Annotated in this window: 18 protein-coding genes; 11 read left to right on the top strand and 7 right to left on the bottom strand. The window is 69.6% G+C overall.

What is annotated here, in order from left to right; genetic code table 11:
• Window positions 1-24 precede the first annotated feature (24 nt).
• The 3 genes from dnaN to hrcA all read right to left on the bottom strand — a co-directional run bounded on the left by dnaN (window position 25) and on the right by hrcA (window position 3,119).
• Complete coding sequence (dnaN, locus tag Q0V34_RS02885) at window positions 25-1,143, bottom strand: DNA polymerase III subunit beta (RefSeq protein ID WP_297507434.1); 1,119 nt, start codon at window positions 1,141-1,143, stop codon at window positions 25-27.
• 266 nt (window positions 1,144-1,409) lie between these two features.
• Window positions 1,410-2,033, bottom strand: a complete 624-nt coding sequence (grpE, locus tag Q0V34_RS02880; RefSeq protein ID WP_297507431.1) for a nucleotide exchange factor GrpE — start codon at window positions 2,031-2,033, stop codon at window positions 1,410-1,412.
• A 12-nt stretch (window positions 2,034-2,045) separates the two neighbouring features.
• On the bottom strand, window positions 2,046-3,119 hold the full coding sequence (gene hrcA / locus Q0V34_RS02875; protein WP_297507428.1) for a heat-inducible transcriptional repressor HrcA: 1,074 nt from the start codon (window positions 3,117-3,119) through the stop codon (window positions 2,046-2,048).
• 129 nt (window positions 3,120-3,248) lie between these two features.
• Here hrcA and rph point away from each other — a divergent pair, with 129 nt between their 5' ends.
• Both rph and Q0V34_RS02865 read left to right on the top strand, forming a co-directional pair.
• Window positions 3,249-3,965 (top strand): ribonuclease PH, encoded by a 717-nt coding sequence (rph, locus tag Q0V34_RS02870; protein ID WP_297507423.1) that lies wholly within the window; start codon window positions 3,249-3,251, stop codon window positions 3,963-3,965.
• A 65-nt stretch (window positions 3,966-4,030) separates the two neighbouring features.
• Window positions 4,031-5,008: a S1C family serine protease gene (locus tag Q0V34_RS02865; protein ID WP_297507420.1), complete on the top strand. Its 978-nt coding sequence runs from the start codon at window positions 4,031-4,033 to the stop codon at window positions 5,006-5,008.
• 18 nt (window positions 5,009-5,026) lie between these two features.
• Here Q0V34_RS02865 and Q0V34_RS02860 read toward each other — a convergent pair whose 3' ends face one another.
• The 4 genes from Q0V34_RS02860 to Q0V34_RS02845 all read right to left on the bottom strand — a co-directional run bounded on the left by Q0V34_RS02860 (window position 5,027) and on the right by Q0V34_RS02845 (window position 6,773).
• Window positions 5,027-5,254: a helix-turn-helix transcriptional regulator gene (locus Q0V34_RS02860; protein ID WP_297507416.1), complete on the bottom strand. Its 228-nt coding sequence runs from the start codon at window positions 5,252-5,254 to the stop codon at window positions 5,027-5,029.
• Window positions 5,255-5,271: 17 nt separating this feature from the next.
• Window positions 5,272-5,805 (bottom strand): DUF2975 domain-containing protein, encoded by a 534-nt coding sequence (locus tag Q0V34_RS02855; RefSeq protein ID WP_297507412.1) that lies wholly within the window; start codon window positions 5,803-5,805, stop codon window positions 5,272-5,274.
• 92 nt (window positions 5,806-5,897) lie between these two features.
• A complete protein-coding gene (locus tag Q0V34_RS02850) occupies window positions 5,898-6,014 on the bottom strand; it encodes a hypothetical protein (RefSeq protein WP_295108901.1) in 117 nt (38 codons plus the stop codon).
• A 153-nt stretch (window positions 6,015-6,167) separates the two neighbouring features.
• Window positions 6,168-6,773, bottom strand: a complete 606-nt coding sequence (locus Q0V34_RS02845; RefSeq protein ID WP_297507392.1) for a glutathione S-transferase N-terminal domain-containing protein — start codon at window positions 6,771-6,773, stop codon at window positions 6,168-6,170.
• A 42-nt stretch (window positions 6,774-6,815) separates the two neighbouring features.
• Between Q0V34_RS02845 and rdgB the strand changes: the two genes are divergently transcribed.
• The 9 genes from rdgB (at window position 6,816) to Q0V34_RS02800 (ending at window position 15,778) form a co-directional block, all read left to right on the top strand.
• Window positions 6,816-7,418, top strand: coding sequence for an RdgB/HAM1 family non-canonical purine NTP pyrophosphatase (gene rdgB / locus Q0V34_RS02840; RefSeq protein WP_297507389.1), 603 nt, complete (start codon window positions 6,816-6,818; stop codon window positions 7,416-7,418).
• Window positions 7,411-8,565 (top strand): radical SAM family heme chaperone HemW, encoded by a 1,155-nt coding sequence (hemW, locus tag Q0V34_RS02835; protein WP_297507385.1) that lies wholly within the window; start codon window positions 7,411-7,413, stop codon window positions 8,563-8,565. The genes rdgB and hemW overlap by 8 nt, the downstream gene beginning before the upstream one ends.
• A gap of 46 nt (window positions 8,566-8,611) precedes the next feature.
• The gene (gene rsmI / locus Q0V34_RS02830; protein WP_297507382.1) at window positions 8,612-9,484 is read left to right on the top strand and encodes a 16S rRNA (cytidine(1402)-2'-O)-methyltransferase; all 873 of its coding nucleotides are present in this window, start codon (window positions 8,612-8,614) and stop codon (window positions 9,482-9,484) included.
• On the top strand, window positions 9,484-9,876 hold the full coding sequence (locus Q0V34_RS02825; RefSeq protein ID WP_297507379.1) for a YraN family protein: 393 nt from the start codon (window positions 9,484-9,486) through the stop codon (window positions 9,874-9,876). Before rsmI ends, Q0V34_RS02825 begins: the two co-directional genes overlap by 1 nt.
• On the top strand, window positions 9,873-10,688 hold the full coding sequence (locus Q0V34_RS02820) for a transglutaminase family protein (RefSeq protein ID WP_297507376.1): 816 nt from the start codon (window positions 9,873-9,875) through the stop codon (window positions 10,686-10,688). The genes Q0V34_RS02825 and Q0V34_RS02820 overlap by 4 nt, the downstream gene beginning before the upstream one ends.
• 156 nt (window positions 10,689-10,844) lie before the next feature.
• The gene (locus Q0V34_RS02815) at window positions 10,845-12,635 is read left to right on the top strand and encodes a methyl-accepting chemotaxis protein (RefSeq protein WP_297507373.1); all 1,791 of its coding nucleotides are present in this window, start codon (window positions 10,845-10,847) and stop codon (window positions 12,633-12,635) included.
• The gene (locus Q0V34_RS02810) at window positions 12,635-13,090 is read left to right on the top strand and encodes a chemotaxis protein CheW (RefSeq protein ID WP_297507370.1); all 456 of its coding nucleotides are present in this window, start codon (window positions 12,635-12,637) and stop codon (window positions 13,088-13,090) included. Before Q0V34_RS02815 ends, Q0V34_RS02810 begins: the two co-directional genes overlap by 1 nt.
• A 93-nt stretch (window positions 13,091-13,183) precedes the next feature.
• Window positions 13,184-14,137: a glutathione synthase gene (gene gshB / locus Q0V34_RS02805; RefSeq protein WP_297507367.1), complete on the top strand. Its 954-nt coding sequence runs from the start codon at window positions 13,184-13,186 to the stop codon at window positions 14,135-14,137.
• Between the two features lie 108 nt (window positions 14,138-14,245).
• On the top strand, window positions 14,246-15,778 hold the full coding sequence (locus tag Q0V34_RS02800; RefSeq protein ID WP_297507364.1) for a YifB family Mg chelatase-like AAA ATPase: 1,533 nt from the start codon (window positions 14,246-14,248) through the stop codon (window positions 15,776-15,778).
• The last annotated feature ends 19 nt before the right edge of the window (window positions 15,779-15,797 follow it).

Here is a 15,797-nt window from a genome sequence, read left to right as displayed (position 1 = left end):
GTCTGTCGACAAAGAAATCGCGGATCAGACCCGCAGCGGCATCAGCACGTACTTGACGCCCGGGTCGACGGGATCGACCACCAGGGTCGGGCTGGCCGGATCGGCGAAGCGGAACTCGGCCTGCGGGCCGGCGATCTGGCCGCAGACGTCGAGCAGATAGCGGGCGTTGAAGCCGATCTCGAAGGGCTCGCCGTCGTAATCGACCTCGACCTCTTCCACGGCCTGGCCGGCTTCCATGTTGCGCACGGTCAGGGTGATGCGGCCCGGCTCGACGGCCAGCTTCACCGAGCGGCTCTTCTCGGCCGAGATGGTCGCCACCCGGTCGACGGCCTTGGCGAAGAGGTCGTTGTCGAGCGTCAGGATCTTGGCGTTGTCGCGCGGGATGACCCGCATGTAGTCGGGGAAGGCGCCGTCGATGACCTTGGAGGTCAAGGCCGCCTGGCCGAACTCGAAGCGGACCTTCTGGGCCGAGACCTGCAGGTCGACCGTCTCGCCGGCCGACTCCATCAGACGGCGGGCCTCGGCGATGGTCTTGCGCGGCACGATCACGCCCGGCAGGCCGACCGCGCCCTCGGGCGCCGGCATCTCGGCCAGGGCCAGGCGGTGACCGTCGGTGGCCACAGCGCGCAGCTTGGTCTCGCCGCCCTCGTTGACCGTGTGGACGTAGAGGCCGTTCAGATAATAACGGGTCTCTTCGGTCGAGATGGCGAAGCGAGTCTTGTCGATCAGCCGGATCAGCTCGTTGGTGTCGACGGCGATGCGGCCCGACAGGCCGTCGCTGCTCATCACCGGGAAATCGCCCGCCGGCAGCACCGGCAGGTTGAAGCGCGAACGGCCAGCCTGGATGACGAGGCGCGGATCGTCGCCGCTGAAGCTCAGCGACACGTCGGCGCCGTCGGGCAGCTTGCGGACGATCTCGTAGAGGGTGTGGGCCGGGGCGGTGATCTGGCCGGGCACGTCGATCTGGGCCAGGCCCTCGTCGATGATCTCCATGTCCAGGTCGGTGGCCGAGAACGACAGCTGGTCGCGGTCGGCCGACAGCAGGATGTTCGACAGGATCGGGATGGTGTTGCGCCGCTCGACGACGCTCTGCACGTGCCCCAGCGCCTTCAGGAGCGCCGCCCGTTCGATGGTAAGCTTCATAGTCCGGTCCAGGTGTCGGGACCGCCGCCCCAGGAGAATCGCCCCGCGCGGCCCCGTAGAGAATGGACCGCCGACATTAGCGAAAACGCGCGCGTGGGGAAGAGGGGCCGGGCCTCTTGCTTGCGTGATCCTCGCCCTTCGACGGGCTCAGGGTGAGGATCATGGCGAAGGGCGCCCGATCCGAACCTCACCCCGAGCTTGTTCCACGGGTCCGACAGGGTCGGCCGGCGGATAAACGCCGAGCGAGGTTCGGATCGCGGGGCGCGTCACGCCTTGGTGTCGAACGCGCCGCCCGAATTGGCGCCGTCCGCGCCGGCCCCGGCATAGGGATTGGTCGACGCCGAGGGTTCGGCCGCGCCGGGCGCCGTCGAGCCCTTGGCCGCGACGGCCACCATGGCCGGTCGCACCAGTCGGCCCATCAGCTCATAGCCGGCCTGCAGCACGGCGATCACGCCGCCCGCCGCCACCTCGGTCGAGGGCTGCTCGGTCACGGCCTGGTGCAGGTGCGGATCGAACTTTTCGCCCTGGGCCGGATCGATCTTCTTCAGGCCGTTGCGCTCGAAGGCGCCCTGCAGCTCCTTCTCGGTCATCTCGACGCCGATGATGAAGTTCTTCACCGCCGCGTCGCCCGAGTCCTTGGGGCTGTGGGCGGTGGCGCGCGACAGGTTGTCGGCGACGCCCAGCAGGTCGCGGGCGAACTTTTGGATCGCGTAGGCGCGCGCGTCGTTCATCTCGCGCTCGGCGCGGCGCTTGGTGTTCTCGGCCTCGGCGGCGTAGCGGAGCGCCTGCTCCTTCAGTTGCGCCACCTCGAGCTTCAGGGCCTCGATCTCCTGAGCGGAGTCGTCGGCCTCGAAGGCGACGTCTTCAGCCGGCGTTTGCTCGTCGGTCATCTGGTAAAGTCCTTATCCATCCATCATCCGACCGAGCACCCGGGCGGTGTAGTCCACCAACGGAATGACTCGGGCGTAGTTCAATCGCGCCGGACCGATCACGCCGATCGCGCCCAGCACCTTCTGACGGCCCGTCATATAGGGCGCCGCGATCACCGAGGAACCCGAAAGCGAAAAGAGCCGCGTTTCGGCGCCGATATAGATACGAACGCCTTGCGCGTCGCGGACGTCGTCGAGCAGGCCGATCAGCTGGCCTTTCTGCTCCAGGTCGTCGAACAGCTGGCGCACGCGGTCGAGATCCTCGCGGGCCCGGGCGTCGGCCAGCAGGTTGGCCTGGCCTCGGACGATCAGCGAGCGGGCGTCGCCCTCGCCGCCCCAGGCCGCAAGGCCCTCCTCGACCAGGCGCGCGGCGGTCTCGTCCAGTTGCCGGCGCGCGGTCTCCAGCTCGACGCCCATCTCGGCGCGCGCCTCGCTGAGCGTGCGGCCCCGGAGGCGGGCGTTGAGGAAATTGCTGGCCTCCTGCAAGGCCGAGGGCGTCACGCCGGGCGGCTGGCGCATCAGACGGTTCTCGACCTGGCCGTCCTCGAACACCATGACCGCCAAGGCCTGGCCGCCGCCCAGCGGCACGAATTCCACGTGCTTGACCCCGCCCTCGCGCACGGGCGTCACGACGATCCCCGCCCCGCCCGCCAGGCCCGACAGCACCGACGAGGCCTCGGCCAGGGCCTCCTCGAACGAGCGGCCGCGCACGGCCAGGCGCGCCTCGATCGCCCGCTTTTCCTCCTCGGCGATGTCGCCGATCTCCAGGAAGCCGTCGACGAACATCCGCAGGCCCGCGTGGGTCGGCATCCGCCCGGCGCTGGTGTGCGGGGCGTCCAGCAGGCCCAGATGCGCCAGATCCTGCATCGTGTTGCGGATCGAGGCCGGCGACAGCGCCACGCCGCCGCGCGAGATGGTGCGCGAGCCGACGGGCTCGCCGGTCTCGAGATACGACTCCACGACCCGCCGGAAGATGTCGCGGGCCCGCGCGTCCAGGTCCGCGAGGCCCGGCGTCGGGACGATGGGCCCCGGAAACAGCTGCGTCATGCCGGAATAGCCATGGAGATCGTGTCGTTTGGGACCCGGTCGGCGGACAAAAGCGGTCGGCCTCTTTCAAGTTTGGCGGACCGATAGGATAAGCGGCCCTCTTCCACCTTTCAAATGCCGGAGTCATCCATGCGTCCGTCCGAACGCGCCCCCGATCAGCTGCGCGCCGTCACGCTGGAGACCGGCGTCAATCGCTACGCCGAGGGCTCGTGCCTCGTCTCGTTCGGCCACACCAAGGTGCTGGTCACCGCCACGGTCGAGGAGAGCCTGCCGGGCTGGCTGCGCGGCAAGGGTCAGGGGTGGGTCACGGCCGAGTACGGCATGCTGCCGCGCGCCACCCACAGCCGGGGCCGCCGCGAGGCCGCCGCCGGCAAGCAGAGCGGCCGCACCCAGGAGATCCAGCGCCTGATCGGCCGGTCCCTGCGCGCGGTCGTCGACCTGAAGGCGCTGGGCGAGCGCCAGATCACCCTCGACTGCGACGTCGTCCAGGCCGACGGCGGCACCCGCACCGCGGCGATCACCGGCGCCTGGGTGGCCCTGCGGCTGGCGACGAAATATCTGCTCGACGAGAGCGTGCTGAAGACCGACCCGATCCTCGGCCAGGTGGCCGCCGTCTCGTGCGGCGTGTTCAACGGAACGCCCGTGCTCGATCTCGACTACGAGGAAGACTCCAGCGCCGAGGCCGACAGCAACTTCGTGCTGACCGGAGCCGGCGACATCGTCGAGATCCAGGCCACCGGCGAAAAGCGCGGCTTCACCCGGGGCGAGTTCGAGGCGCTGTACGCCCTGGCCGAGAAGGGCATCGGGGAGTTGTTCGGCCTCCAGCGCGCGGCGATCGGCGGTTAACCTTCGACACTTGCCGGACGGCGTCGCAGGTCCCAGATTCCTGACCTGAGGATCAGGAGTTTTTCGTGCCCACCCCGTTCGAAGGCTATGAAGTCGAAGCCCGCCTGCGCCCGTCGGCCGAGGCCTATCGCTTCGATCTCGACCAGGCGCTGTCGTCGATGGTGGCCCTGGAGGCGAAGGTTCCGACCGACGCCTATACGGCCGCCATCCTCGGGACCGAGCGCGTCGGCAACGGCGTGGTCATCGGCCCCGGGGGCCTCGTCCTGACCATGGCCTATCTGATCACCGAGGCCGAGGACGTCGTGCTGACCCGCAACGACGGGCGTCGCGTCCACGCCCATGTCCTGGGTCTCGACGCCCGCTCGGGCCTTGGCCTCGTTCAGGCGCTGGAGCCGCTGGACCTGCCGGTGATGACCATCGGCTCGTCGAAGGACTTGGACGCGGGCGCGTCGGTGATCGCCGCCGGCGCCGGCGGCCGCGCCCACGCCGTGGCCGGCAAGGTCCTGGCCCGCATCCCCTTCGCCGGCTACTGGGAATATTTCCTCGACGACGCCATCATCACCGCGCCCGCCCATCCGCACTGGAGCGGCGCGGCCCTGATCGGCCCCAAGGGCGACCTCGTCGGCCTCGGTTCGCTGACCCTGGAAGGCCGCGACCAGAGCGGCGAGGCCCGGCCGCTGAACATGTTCGTGCCGGCCGAGCTCCTGCCGCCGATCCTCGACGATCTCGCTCGCGGTCGTGCGCCCCATCCGCCGCGCCCGTGGCTGGGCGTCTTCGCCCAGGAGGTCGAGGATCACGTCGTGGTGGTCGGCATCTCGCCCAAGGGCCCGGCCGACCGCGCCGAACTGCGCGCCGGCGATCTGATCCTGGCGGTCGACGGCATGCCCGTCTCGGATTTGGCGGAGTTCTACGAGAAGCTCTGGAGCCTGGGACCCGCCGGCGTCAGCGTGCCGCTGAAGATCCTGCGCGAAGGCGACGCCTTCGAGGTCGAGATTCGCTCGATGGACCGGGCCAATCTGCTGAAGAAGCGGCGGCTGAACTAGCGGCTTGGCCCTAGCCGGCTAGTCCTCTTGCGCCTGGGCCGGGCCGTACTCGAACGTCAGCAAGTCTCCCGGCTGACACTGCAGCTCGCGGCAAAGGGCGTCGAGCGTCGAAAATCGCACCGCCCGGGCCTTGCCGGTCTTCAGGATCGACAGGTTGGCGATCGTCACGCCCACGCGGTCGGAAAGCTCCGTCAGCGACATGCGGCGGTCGAGCAGCACGCGGTCGAGGTTCACGCGGACGGGCATGCGGGGGTCGCTCCGGTTCAGATCGTCAGTTCGGCTTCGCGGCGCAGGCGGGCGCCTTCGCGGAAGACCTCGGCCAGGACGAAGACGACCAGCACCGAGAACCACGCGGTCAGGGTGAAGCTGTCGTCGATGACCTTGGCCTTCGGGGCCAGCCAGCGGGCCATGCCCGAAAAGACGTAGCGCCCGACCTCCAGGCCGGCCAAGACGAGGCCGATCAGGCGCAGCCGCACCACATTGTCGGGATGGAAGGGGTCGCCGGCGGTCAGGGTGGCGAAGATCTTGCGCAGCCGCTCGACAATGACCATCCAGCCGCCCAGCAGCAGAGCCCACGCGGCCAGGGCGCCGGCGAACAGCGGGCCGTCCTTGGCGATCGCCTCGACGGCGTCGCTGATCGGCAACACCGAGGCCAGAAGTTCGGGATTGAAGCTGAACAGCAGCGCGACCAGCGTGAACAGCGACAGCAAGCTGACGAAGATCCACAGCCCGACATAGATCACGTCGAGGATGATCTTCAGGAAACTCGATACGGAGCCGGGCCCCAAGGCGCGCATGGCTGCTTCCCCACAGCGACGCTCTGCAATCTGCCCCGCGTCGCGGGAGGCGTCAAAGACCGGGCCGTCCCCGCGATAACCTCAGGCGCGCCTTAGAGCGTTTGCACCACGAACGCGACGGCCGACACCGGCACGGCCACGATCAGCGCGGCGGTGATGGCGGTCATGACGACCTTGTCGGCGATGCGGAACAGGCGGGCGGCGGACATCGGGGCTTTCCGTTGAAGTGGGCTCGGGGTCGAAACGCTCGACCCTCCGCCACGCTCAACAAATAGAAGCCGATTTGGGTTCCGCCAATCACGTTTATCGAGAAACGATATTAAACTCTGGTAATGATGCACATGCGCCAAGGCGAGTGGTAATTAGGCCACGCCCGCGTGCGTCGCCACCATCGAGGTCCGTTTCGAGACCCGTTCATACCAGTCCGCGAGGGTCGGGCGGCCGGCGCGCCAGTCGCTGACCCGGCGGACGTCCTGATAGGCCAGCTGCACCGCCACGGCGATCTCGGCGATCTCGAAGCGGTCGGGCGACAGGCGGCCGTCGGCCAGGGCGGCGACGAACAGGTCGAGGGCGGCGTTCACGGCCCGCATCTGCCGGTCGAACAGGTCCTGGCGGTGCTCGCCTTGCGGCCGCATCCGCTCGCGGACGATCAGGATCGAGGCGTCGCCCATGCCGTCGGCGGCGGCCTCGATCGTCAGGGCGCGCCGCCGCGCCGGCTGAGACGCCGGGACGAGACGCGGCTCGGACAGACCGTCGATGCAGTCGACGATGACGGCGGAGTCGAATACCGCCTCGCCGTCCTCCAGGATCAGGGTCGGCACCTTGCACAGCGGATTCTGGGCGCGAAGGCTCTCGTCCTGGAACGGGGCGACAACCTCGAGGGTCAAGCGGTCCGAAAGGCCTTTTTCGATCGCCAGCACGCGAACCTTGCGCGCGAACGGCGAGATATCGGAGTAGAGAAGCCGCATCGGATTGTTTCCCTTCGTTGGGTCGGCCAGGAGTTCTTACGGATGGCGCTTAAGCTTGAATTGGGATCGAAGCTCGTGGCCGCCACCCATAATCCGGGCAAGGTCCCCGAGATCGCCGCCCTGCTGGACGGCCGCTTCGAGATCGTCACCGCCGGCCAGCTGGGCTTGCCCGAACCCGATGAAACCGAAAGCACGTTCGTGGGCAACGCCCTTTTGAAAGCGCGTCACGCCGCCGACCGTTCGGGCCTGCCGGCCCTGGCCGACGATTCGGGCCTTTCCGTACGCGCCCTGGACGGCGCGCCGGGGATCTTCTCGGCTCGGTGGGCGGGTCCCGGCAAGGACTTCGCCATCGCCATGAAGAAGGTCGAGGAACGCCTGGAGGAGACCGGCTCCGACGACCGCGCGGCCTGGTTCACCTCGGCCCTGGCGGTGGCCTGGCCGCACGGCCCGGCCGTGGTCGTCGAGGGCCGCGTGGACGGAAGCCTGGTCTTTCCCGGGCGGGGGACGCGCGGCTTCGGCTACGACCCGATCTTCGCGCCCGAGGGTCACGACACGACCTTCGGCGAGATGGAGCCGGCCGCCAAGGACGCCATGAGCCACCGGGCCCGCGCCTTCGCCAAGCTCAAGGCGGCGCTGTTTGACTGACGCCGCCCCGCGGCCGCTGGGCGTCTACGTCCACTGGCCCTACTGCGGGCGCATCTGCCCGTATTGCGACTTCAACGTGGTGCGCGACCGAGGCCGGGCCGAGGAGCGGCGCGCCCTGGCCGACGCCATCATCGCCGACCTGGAGGCGCAGCGGCGCCTGACCGGCGAGCGCGCCCTGCTGTCGATCTTCTTCGGCGGCGGGACGCCGTCCTTGATGGACCCCGCCGAGGTCGCGCGCGTCATCGAGACCGCCAAGCGTCTGTGGTCGCCCGTCGAGGATCTGGAGATCAGCCTGGAGGCCAATCCCACCGACGCCGAGGCCGACCGTTTCGCGGCCCTGGCCGAGGCGGGCGTCGAGCGTCTGTCGCTGGGCGTCCAGGCGCTGGACGACGACGCCCTGCGAGCGCTGGGCCGCAACCACGACGCCGGCGCGGCGCGGCGGGCGATGAACGTGGCGGCCAGAACCTTTCAGCGCCTGTCGATCGACCTGATCTACGCCCGGCCGGGCCAGACCGACGCGGCCTGGCGCGCCGAACTGGCCGAGGCCATCGCGTTCGGCCCCGAGCACGTCTCGCCCTATCAGCTGACCATCGAACCGGGCACCGCCTTCGATCGTGCGGTCGGGCGCGGGACGTTGGTCGTCCCGGACGAGGACCTCGCCGCCACGCTCTTCGAGACGACCCAGACCGTCCTGGAGGCGGCGGGCTACGACGCCTACGAGGTTTCCAACCACGCGCGGGGCGAGGGCGCTCGCTCGCGGCACAATCTCGTCTATTGGCGGGGCGTCGACTATGTCGGCGTCGGCCCCGGCGCGCATGGCCGCCTGGCTCTGCCCGAGGGGCGCGCGGCGACCCTCGCCCATCGGGCGATCGCCGACTACGTCGCCGCCGTTCGTGGCCAGGGCGTCGGCTTCACGCGCGAGATCCTGAGCCCGGTCGAAGCGGCCGAGGAGCGGCTGGTGCTTGGTCTCCGAATCGACGACGGCGTCGCGTTCGCCGAAGTGGCGGCGCTGAACCTGACGCCCGATGCCGCCAAGGTGCGTGATCTGGCGGACGCGGGCCTCCTGGTCGCCGATCAAAATCGTTTGCGCGCCACGCGACGGGGCCGACTGGTTCTCGACCGGCTGACAGGCGCGCTCGCGACCTGATATGCGTTGAACGAACCCCGATCCGGGTTCCGCGAAGGACCACCCCTTGAGCCGACAGCCTCCCCCGCCAGCCTTGTCCGACGCGCCCCTAGCGCCGGGCCTCTATCTGGTGGCGACGCCGATCGGCAATCTGCGCGACATCACCCTGCGCGCCCTGGACGTGCTGGCCGGCTGCGACCTGCTGCTGGCCGAGGACACCCGGGTGACCGGCAAGCTTCTCTCCGCCTATGGCATTCGCACCAAGCTGGAGCGCCACGACGAGCACGTGGCCGAGCGCGCCATCCCGGGCGTGCTCGAACGGCTGGAGGCCGGCGCGCGCGTCGCGCTGGTCTCGGACGCGGGCACGCCGATGGTCTCGGACCCTGGCGCGCGCCTGGCGCGCGAGGCGATCGCCGCCGGCCATCCGGTGATCCCGATCCCGGGCGCCTCGGCCGCGCTGGCCGCCCTGACCCTGGCGGGCCTGCCGACCGAGCGCTTCCTGTTCGCCGGATTCCCGCCGCCCAAGAGCGCCGCGCGGCGGACCTTTCTGGAAGAATTCGCCAGCGTCCGCGCCACCCTCATCGTCTATGAAGGCGCCTCGCGCGTCGCCGACTGCCTGGCCGACATGGCCGCGGTCTTCGGGCCCACGCGCCAGGCCGCCGTCTGCCGCGAACTGACCAAGCTCTACGAGACTTGCGTGCGGGGAACGCTGGCGGACCTCGCCGCCGACCCGCGGTTCGAGGCCCCCAAGGGCGAGATCGTCATCCTGGTGGGTCCCGGCGCGGAAAAGGCCGCCACCGCCGACGACGCCGAGGCCGCCCTGCGCGAGGCCATGACCCGCCTGCCTCTGGGCGAGGCCGCCTCGGAGGTCGCCAAGGCGCTGGGCCTGTCGCGCAAGGATCTCTACCGCCAGGCGTTGGCCCTGAAGGAGCAGGCTTGATGGCGCCGAGCATCCGCCACGCCGAGATCCGTAGGCTTCGCGGCGCCGCCGCGCGCCGGCTTGGCCGACGCGCCGAGGTGTGGGCGGCGCTGTGGCTGATGGTGAAGGGCTATCGCGTCCTGGGCTTTCGCCTCGCTACGCCGCTTGGGGAGATCGATCTCCTGGCGCAACGCGGACGCGTCCTGGCCGTTGTCGAGGTCAAGCAACGCGCGACGATCGAGGATGCTCTGGACGCCGTGACGCCCACCCAGCGCGACCGCCTGCGCCGCGCCGCCGCCCATGTCGTCGCGCATCGCCCCGCCTTGCGCGCGCTGTCCGTGCGCCTCGACCTGATCGCCCTGGCGCCGGGCCGGGTCCCGCGGCATCTGCCGAACGCCTGGGAGGGCGCATGACACGGGAGGAGGCCGAGGCCATTCTGGTTCGGGCGGGCGAAGGACCCGACGACGGTTTCCCGCTGTTCGAGGCGGCCCTGGCCTGCGCCGTGCACGACGATCCGAGCCGCGACATCCAACCGGCCGTCGATCTGGCGCGCGAGGCGGTCGAGCGCCTCCGTCGGCGCGCCGAAAGCGAGTCTCCCGAGGAGGCCGTGGCCGAGGCCCTGGCCGGCGACCTGCGCCTGACCGGCGACGTCCTGACCTACGATCATCCCGACAACGCGGACGTGATCGCCATCGCCCATCGCCGCAAGGGCCTGCCGGTCGCGCTGGGCGTGTTCTATCTGCACGCGGCCCGCGCCGTGGGCCTGGAGGTTCACGGTGTCGACTTTCCGGGCCATTTCCTGCTGCGCATCGAGACCGACGAGGGTCCGCTGGCCCTGGACCCGTTCAGCGAGGGTCGGGTCGTGCTGCCGTCGGAGCTGTCGCGCCGCGCGCTGCGCACCGGCCTGATGCCGGACGTCGCCGCGCGTCTGGAACTCCTGATGGCCCCGATCCCGGACCGCGCGGTCCTGATCCGGCTCCAGAACAACATCTTCGCCCGCGCCCAGCAGGCCAAGGACTGGGTCCGCGCGGAACGCTCGGCGCTTCGCCGCGCGCTGCTCAATCCCAAGGACCACCGCCCCTGGCTGGACGTCGCCGCCGCGCGCGAGGGCCAGGGAGCGCTGGCCGGCGCGCTGCAGGCTCTGTCCCGCGCCCAGATCCTGGACGGCGGCGCGGCGATCGCCGCTCGGGCCGCGCGGGAGCGGATGCGCCTGCGGCTGAACTAGGAAAAACCGAGCCTTCGCGCGGGTGCGTCAAACCGCCGCTCGTCCAAACCTTCCCAAACAAGATTTCATTAATCCCCCGCCTGCAAACGTTATCATATAAGAAGGTGCGTTCAGTTCTGCCTTTCCACACTCCAACTTCGAGTAATGGCGGACGAGATGCTGAAGAAACTCGCGGGTAGCGGCAATAAGAATCAGGACAACGGGAAAATACTCGAAGTCTTACGGGCCAACATCATGGTGGCCGACTCCAATCTAAATATCACCTACATGAATCCGGCGGTTCACGACTTGCTTCGCGAGAACGAGGCGGAGTTGCGCAAGGAGCTGCCGAACTTCAGCGTCGCCAAGCTGATCGGCAGCAATATCGACGTCTTTCACAAGAATCCGGCCCACCAGCGCGCCATGCTGGCGCGCCTGACCGACCGTCACGCCGCCACGATCCGGATCGGCGAGTTGGCGTTCGACCTGCTGGTGACGCCGCGGCGGCACGGCGACAAGGTCGTCGGCTTCGTCGTCGAATGGGCCGACGCCCGGGCGCGGCTGCAGAACGTGGACTACGCGGCCCAGATCGCCGCCATCGGCCGCTCCCAGGCGGTGATCGAGTTCACGACCGACGGCACGATCCTCACCGCCAACGACAACTTCCTGACCACGATGGGCTATCGTCTGGACGAGGTGGTCGGGCGCAAGCACGCGATGTTCACCGAGCCGGCCTATCGCGACAGCCAGGCCTATGTCGACTTCTGGGCCAAGCTGGTCCGAGGCGAGTACCAAGCCGCCGAGTTCACGCGCCTGGGCAAGGGTGGTCGCGTGGTCACGATCCAGGGCTCGTACAACCCGATCCTGGACGGGTCGGGCAAGGTCGTGAAGATCGTCAAGTTCGCGACGGACGTGACGAAAAGGGTCGAGGCGGTGCGGGACATCGGCGCGGCCTTGACGGCCTTGGCCGCCGGCGACCTTGAACAGCGAATCGAAAACCCGTTCATCCCCGAGCTCGACAATCTGCGGCTGGATTTCAACAGCGCCTTGGAAACGCTGCAGGCGGCCATGAAGCTGGTCGGCGCCACGACCTCGACGATTCGGTCGGGCACGGATGAAATCGGGGCCTCCTCGGACGACCTGTCCAAGCGCACCGAGCAGCAGGCCGCCAGCCTGGAAGAGACCGCCGCGGCCCTCGACGAGATCACCGCCACGGTCAAGCGCGCCGCCCAGAACGCCCGCCAGGCCTCGTCCGCCGCCTCCACGACCCGCGCCGAGGTCGAGCGGTCCGGGACGGTCATGAGCGAGGCCGTCGCCGCCATGGGCGAGATCGAGCACAGCTCCAGCCAGATCACGCAGATCATCGGCGTGATCGACGAGATCGCCTTCCAGACCAACCTTCTGGCGCTGAACGCCGGGGTCGAGGCGGCCCGAGCCGGCGAGGCGGGACGCGGCTTCGCCGTCGTGGCGCAAGAGGTGCGCGCCCTGGCCCAGCGGAGCGCCGACGCCGCCAAGGAGATCAAGGCGCTCATCGCCAGCAGCACGGCGCAGGTCGGCCGCGGCGTCAAGCTGGTGGGCGACACCGGTCAGGCCCTGATCTCGATCGTTGAGCGGGTCGCGGAGATCGACAGCCTGATCTCGGATATCGCCACGTCGTCGCAGGAGCAGGCCACGGGGCTGAACGAGGTCAACGCCGCCGTCAACCAGATGGACCAGGTCACCCAGCAGAACGCCGCCATGGTCGAGGAAGCGACCGCGGCCGCGCACACCCTGCGCCAGGAGGCCCAGAATCTCGCCGAGCTGGTCGGCAAGTTCCAGTTCGGCGACATGGGTCGCGCCGCGCCGTCGCGGCGCGCCGCCACCCCGCCGCCCCCGGCCGCCTCGCATCGCCCCAAGGCGTTCGCGAGCGACAGGCCCGCCACGCTCGGCGCCACGGCGCTGAAGGTCGAGAGCTGGGAGGAATTCTGATGGCCGAGGCGTTGGACAACGGCCAGATCGAAATGATCTCGTTCGAGATCGGCGGTCAGGAATTCTGCATCGACATCAGCGTCGTGCGGGAGATCCGCGGCTGGACCCCGGCGACGGCCATGCCGCAGACGCCGGGCTATATCCGAGGCGTGATCAATCTGCGCGGCGCGGTGATGCCGGTTCTCGACCTCCGCAACCGCCTGGGTCTTGGCCGGACGGAGCCTTCCTCGCGGCACGTCATCGTCGTCGTCCAGCTGGATAGCCGGATGGTGGGGCTGCTGGTGGACGCGGTGCAGGAGACCTTCATGGTCGACGCGGCGCTTCTCCAGCCGCCGCCGCCGATGGACACCGCCGGAGAGCTGTTCGTCGACGCGATCATCCCCCTGGAAGGCCGGATGCTCAGCCGTCTGGTCGTCGGCGCCCTGATGCCGGGAGGAAGCGCTCTGGCCGCTTAAGGACGGGGCCCGACGCTCGCATTTTGGCCATTCGCGCTTAACTAGTCGAGCGCGGCGCCCTAGGTGTGAGCGCACGCCACGCCAGGAGCCGTCATGTCGCTGAGAGTCGCCGTTCAGATGGATCCCGTCCTGGGGATCAATATCGACACCGACACGACCTTCCTGATGATGCTGCGGGCCCAGGCGCGGGGCCACAGGCTGTGGGTCTACACGCCCGACAAGCTCTCGCTGGAGGACGGCCGCGTCTTCGCCCGCGCCCAGCCGCTGGAGGTCTTCGCCGAACAGGGCGCGCACGCCCGGCTGGGCGAGACGGTGATCCTGGACATGAAGGACGATGTCGACGTGGTGCTGATGCGCCAGGACCCGCCGTTCGACATGGCCTACATCACCGCCACCCACTTCCTGGAGAAGATCCACCCCCACACCCTGGTGGTGAACAACCCGGCCGAGGTGCGCAACGCGCCCGAGAAGCTGTTCGTCACCGACTTCCCCGGCGTGCAGCCGCCGACCCTGATCACCTCGGACCATGAGGCGATCTACGACTTCCGCGCCCGCCACGGCGACATCGTCTTGAAGCCCCTCTACGGAGGGGGCGGCTCGGGGGTGGCGCGGCTGCTGGCCGACGACCCCAATCTCGACGCCCTCCTGGAGCTCCACGCCATGATCGGGCGCGAGCAGGTCATCGCCCAGAAGTTCGTGCCCGCCGTCAGCAAGGGCGACAAGCGCGTTCTCCTCGTCGACGGCGAGCCGGTGGGAGCCATCAACCGGGTGCCGGCCGACGGTCAGGTCCGCTCGAATCTGCGGGTCGGCGGGCGCGCCGAGGCGGTCGAGCTGACCGCCCGCGACCTGGAGCTCTGCCGGACCATCGGACCCGAGCTAAAGCGCCGTGGACTGATCTTTGTAGGCATCGACGTGATCGGCGAATACCTGACCGAAATCAACGTCACCTCGCCCACGGGCGCGCAACAGCTGAAGCGATTTACCGGGATCGACGCGACTGAAGTACTTTGGACCCGCATCGAGGAAATACGCCAAGCCGGTGGGTAACTCTCGATAAAGATCAAAACTTCCTAAAACGTTCGTTTTTCGTTCTTGCTCCATTTCGCCAGCTATGCTGTGACTTGTGGATAGTTTTCACGGTCACGGGGGTTCGCGATGGCCGCCAAGGTGGTCACCGTCGCGTTCGAGGGCGTCGAGGCGCGCCGCGTCGATGTGGAGGTGCAGCTGACGACGGGGCAGCAGGTTTTCGTCATCGTCGGCCTGGCGGACAAGGCCGTGGCCGAGAGCCGCGAGCGGGTGCGCGGCGCCTTCGCCGGGTTGGGCCTAGCCCTCCCCGGCAAGCGAATCGTCGCCAACCTCGCCCCCGCCGACCTGCCCAAGGAGGGCGCCCACTTCGACCTGCCGATCGCGCTGGCGGTGATGTCCGCCATCGGCGTGATCCCGCTCGACGCCCTGGACGGCTGGGCGGCCATGGGCGAGCTGTCGCTGGACGGCCGCATCGTCCCCGCCGCCGGCGCCCTGCCCGCGGCGATGGCGGCCGGCGCCATGGGGCTTGGGCTGATCTGCCCCGAGGCCTCGGGTCCCGAGGCGGCCTGGGCCGGCGGAACCCGGATCCTGGCGCCCCGATCGCTGGTCTCGCTGATCAATCACTTCAGAGGCGCCCAGATCCTGTCGGCCCCGGCGCCCGGCCCGATCCTCGAGGGCGATCGGCCCAAGGACCTGCGCGACGTCAAGGGTCAGGAGCACGCCAAGCGCGCCCTGGAGATCGCCGCGGCCGGCGGTCACAACCTGCTGTTCGTCGGCCCGCCGGGCTCGGGCAAGTCGATGCTGGCCCAACGCCTGCCGGGCCTGCTGCCGCCGCTGACCTCGGCCGAGCTGCTGGAGACCTCGATGGTCCATTCCGTGGCCGGTCTGATCGCGCGCGGCGCCCTGAGCCGCGCCCGACCGTTCCGCAGTCCGCACCACAGCGCCAGCATGGCCGCCCTGACCGGCGGCGGTCATCGCGCCAAGCCGGGCGAGGTGTCGCTGGCGCACAACGGCGTGCTGTTCCTGGACGAGCTGCCCGAGTTCGGCGTGCAAGCCCTCGACAGCCTGCGCGCGCCGCTGGAGACCGGCGAGGTGATGGTGGCCCGGGCCAACGCCCACATCCGCTACCCGGCCAAGGTGCAGCTGGTGGCGGCGATGAATCCCTGCCGCTGCGGCCATGGCGGCGCGGGCCGAGGCGCCTGCGGCAAGGCCCCGCGCTGCCAACGGGATTATCAGGGCCGCGTCTCGGGTCCGTTAATGGACCGCATCGATCTGGCGGTCGAGATGCCGGCGGTCACCGCCGCCGACTTGGCCCTGCCGCCGCCCGCCGAGGGCTCGGCCGAGGCCGCCGCGCGAGTGGCCAAGGCTCGGGCGCGCCAGACCGACCGCGCGCTCGAGCTCGACGTCGCGGACGGTCTGAACGGTCGGGCGGAGGGGGCCTTGCTGGAGAAGATCACCGCCCTGGACGAGGCCGGCCGCGCCCTTCTGGCCCGCGCCGCCGAGGCCGGCCGGATCAGCGCCCGAGGCTGGACCCGGACCCTGCGTCTGGCCCGCACCATCGCCGACCTCGAGGGCGCGGCCAGCGTCAAGCGGGTGCACATCGCCGAGGCCCTGGCCTATCGCCGCGCCACGACGCCGGGCGAGGAAGTCACCTCGGCTTGACCGCCCGTTAAGCCGCGTC

The organism is uncultured Caulobacter sp., from assembly GCF_947036865.1.
In the GTDB taxonomy this organism is placed as follows: domain Bacteria; phylum Pseudomonadota; class Alphaproteobacteria; order Caulobacterales; family Caulobacteraceae; genus Caulobacter.
Note: the sequence above shows the minus strand (reverse complement) of the source record. Positions and strands in the feature narration are given on the sequence as shown.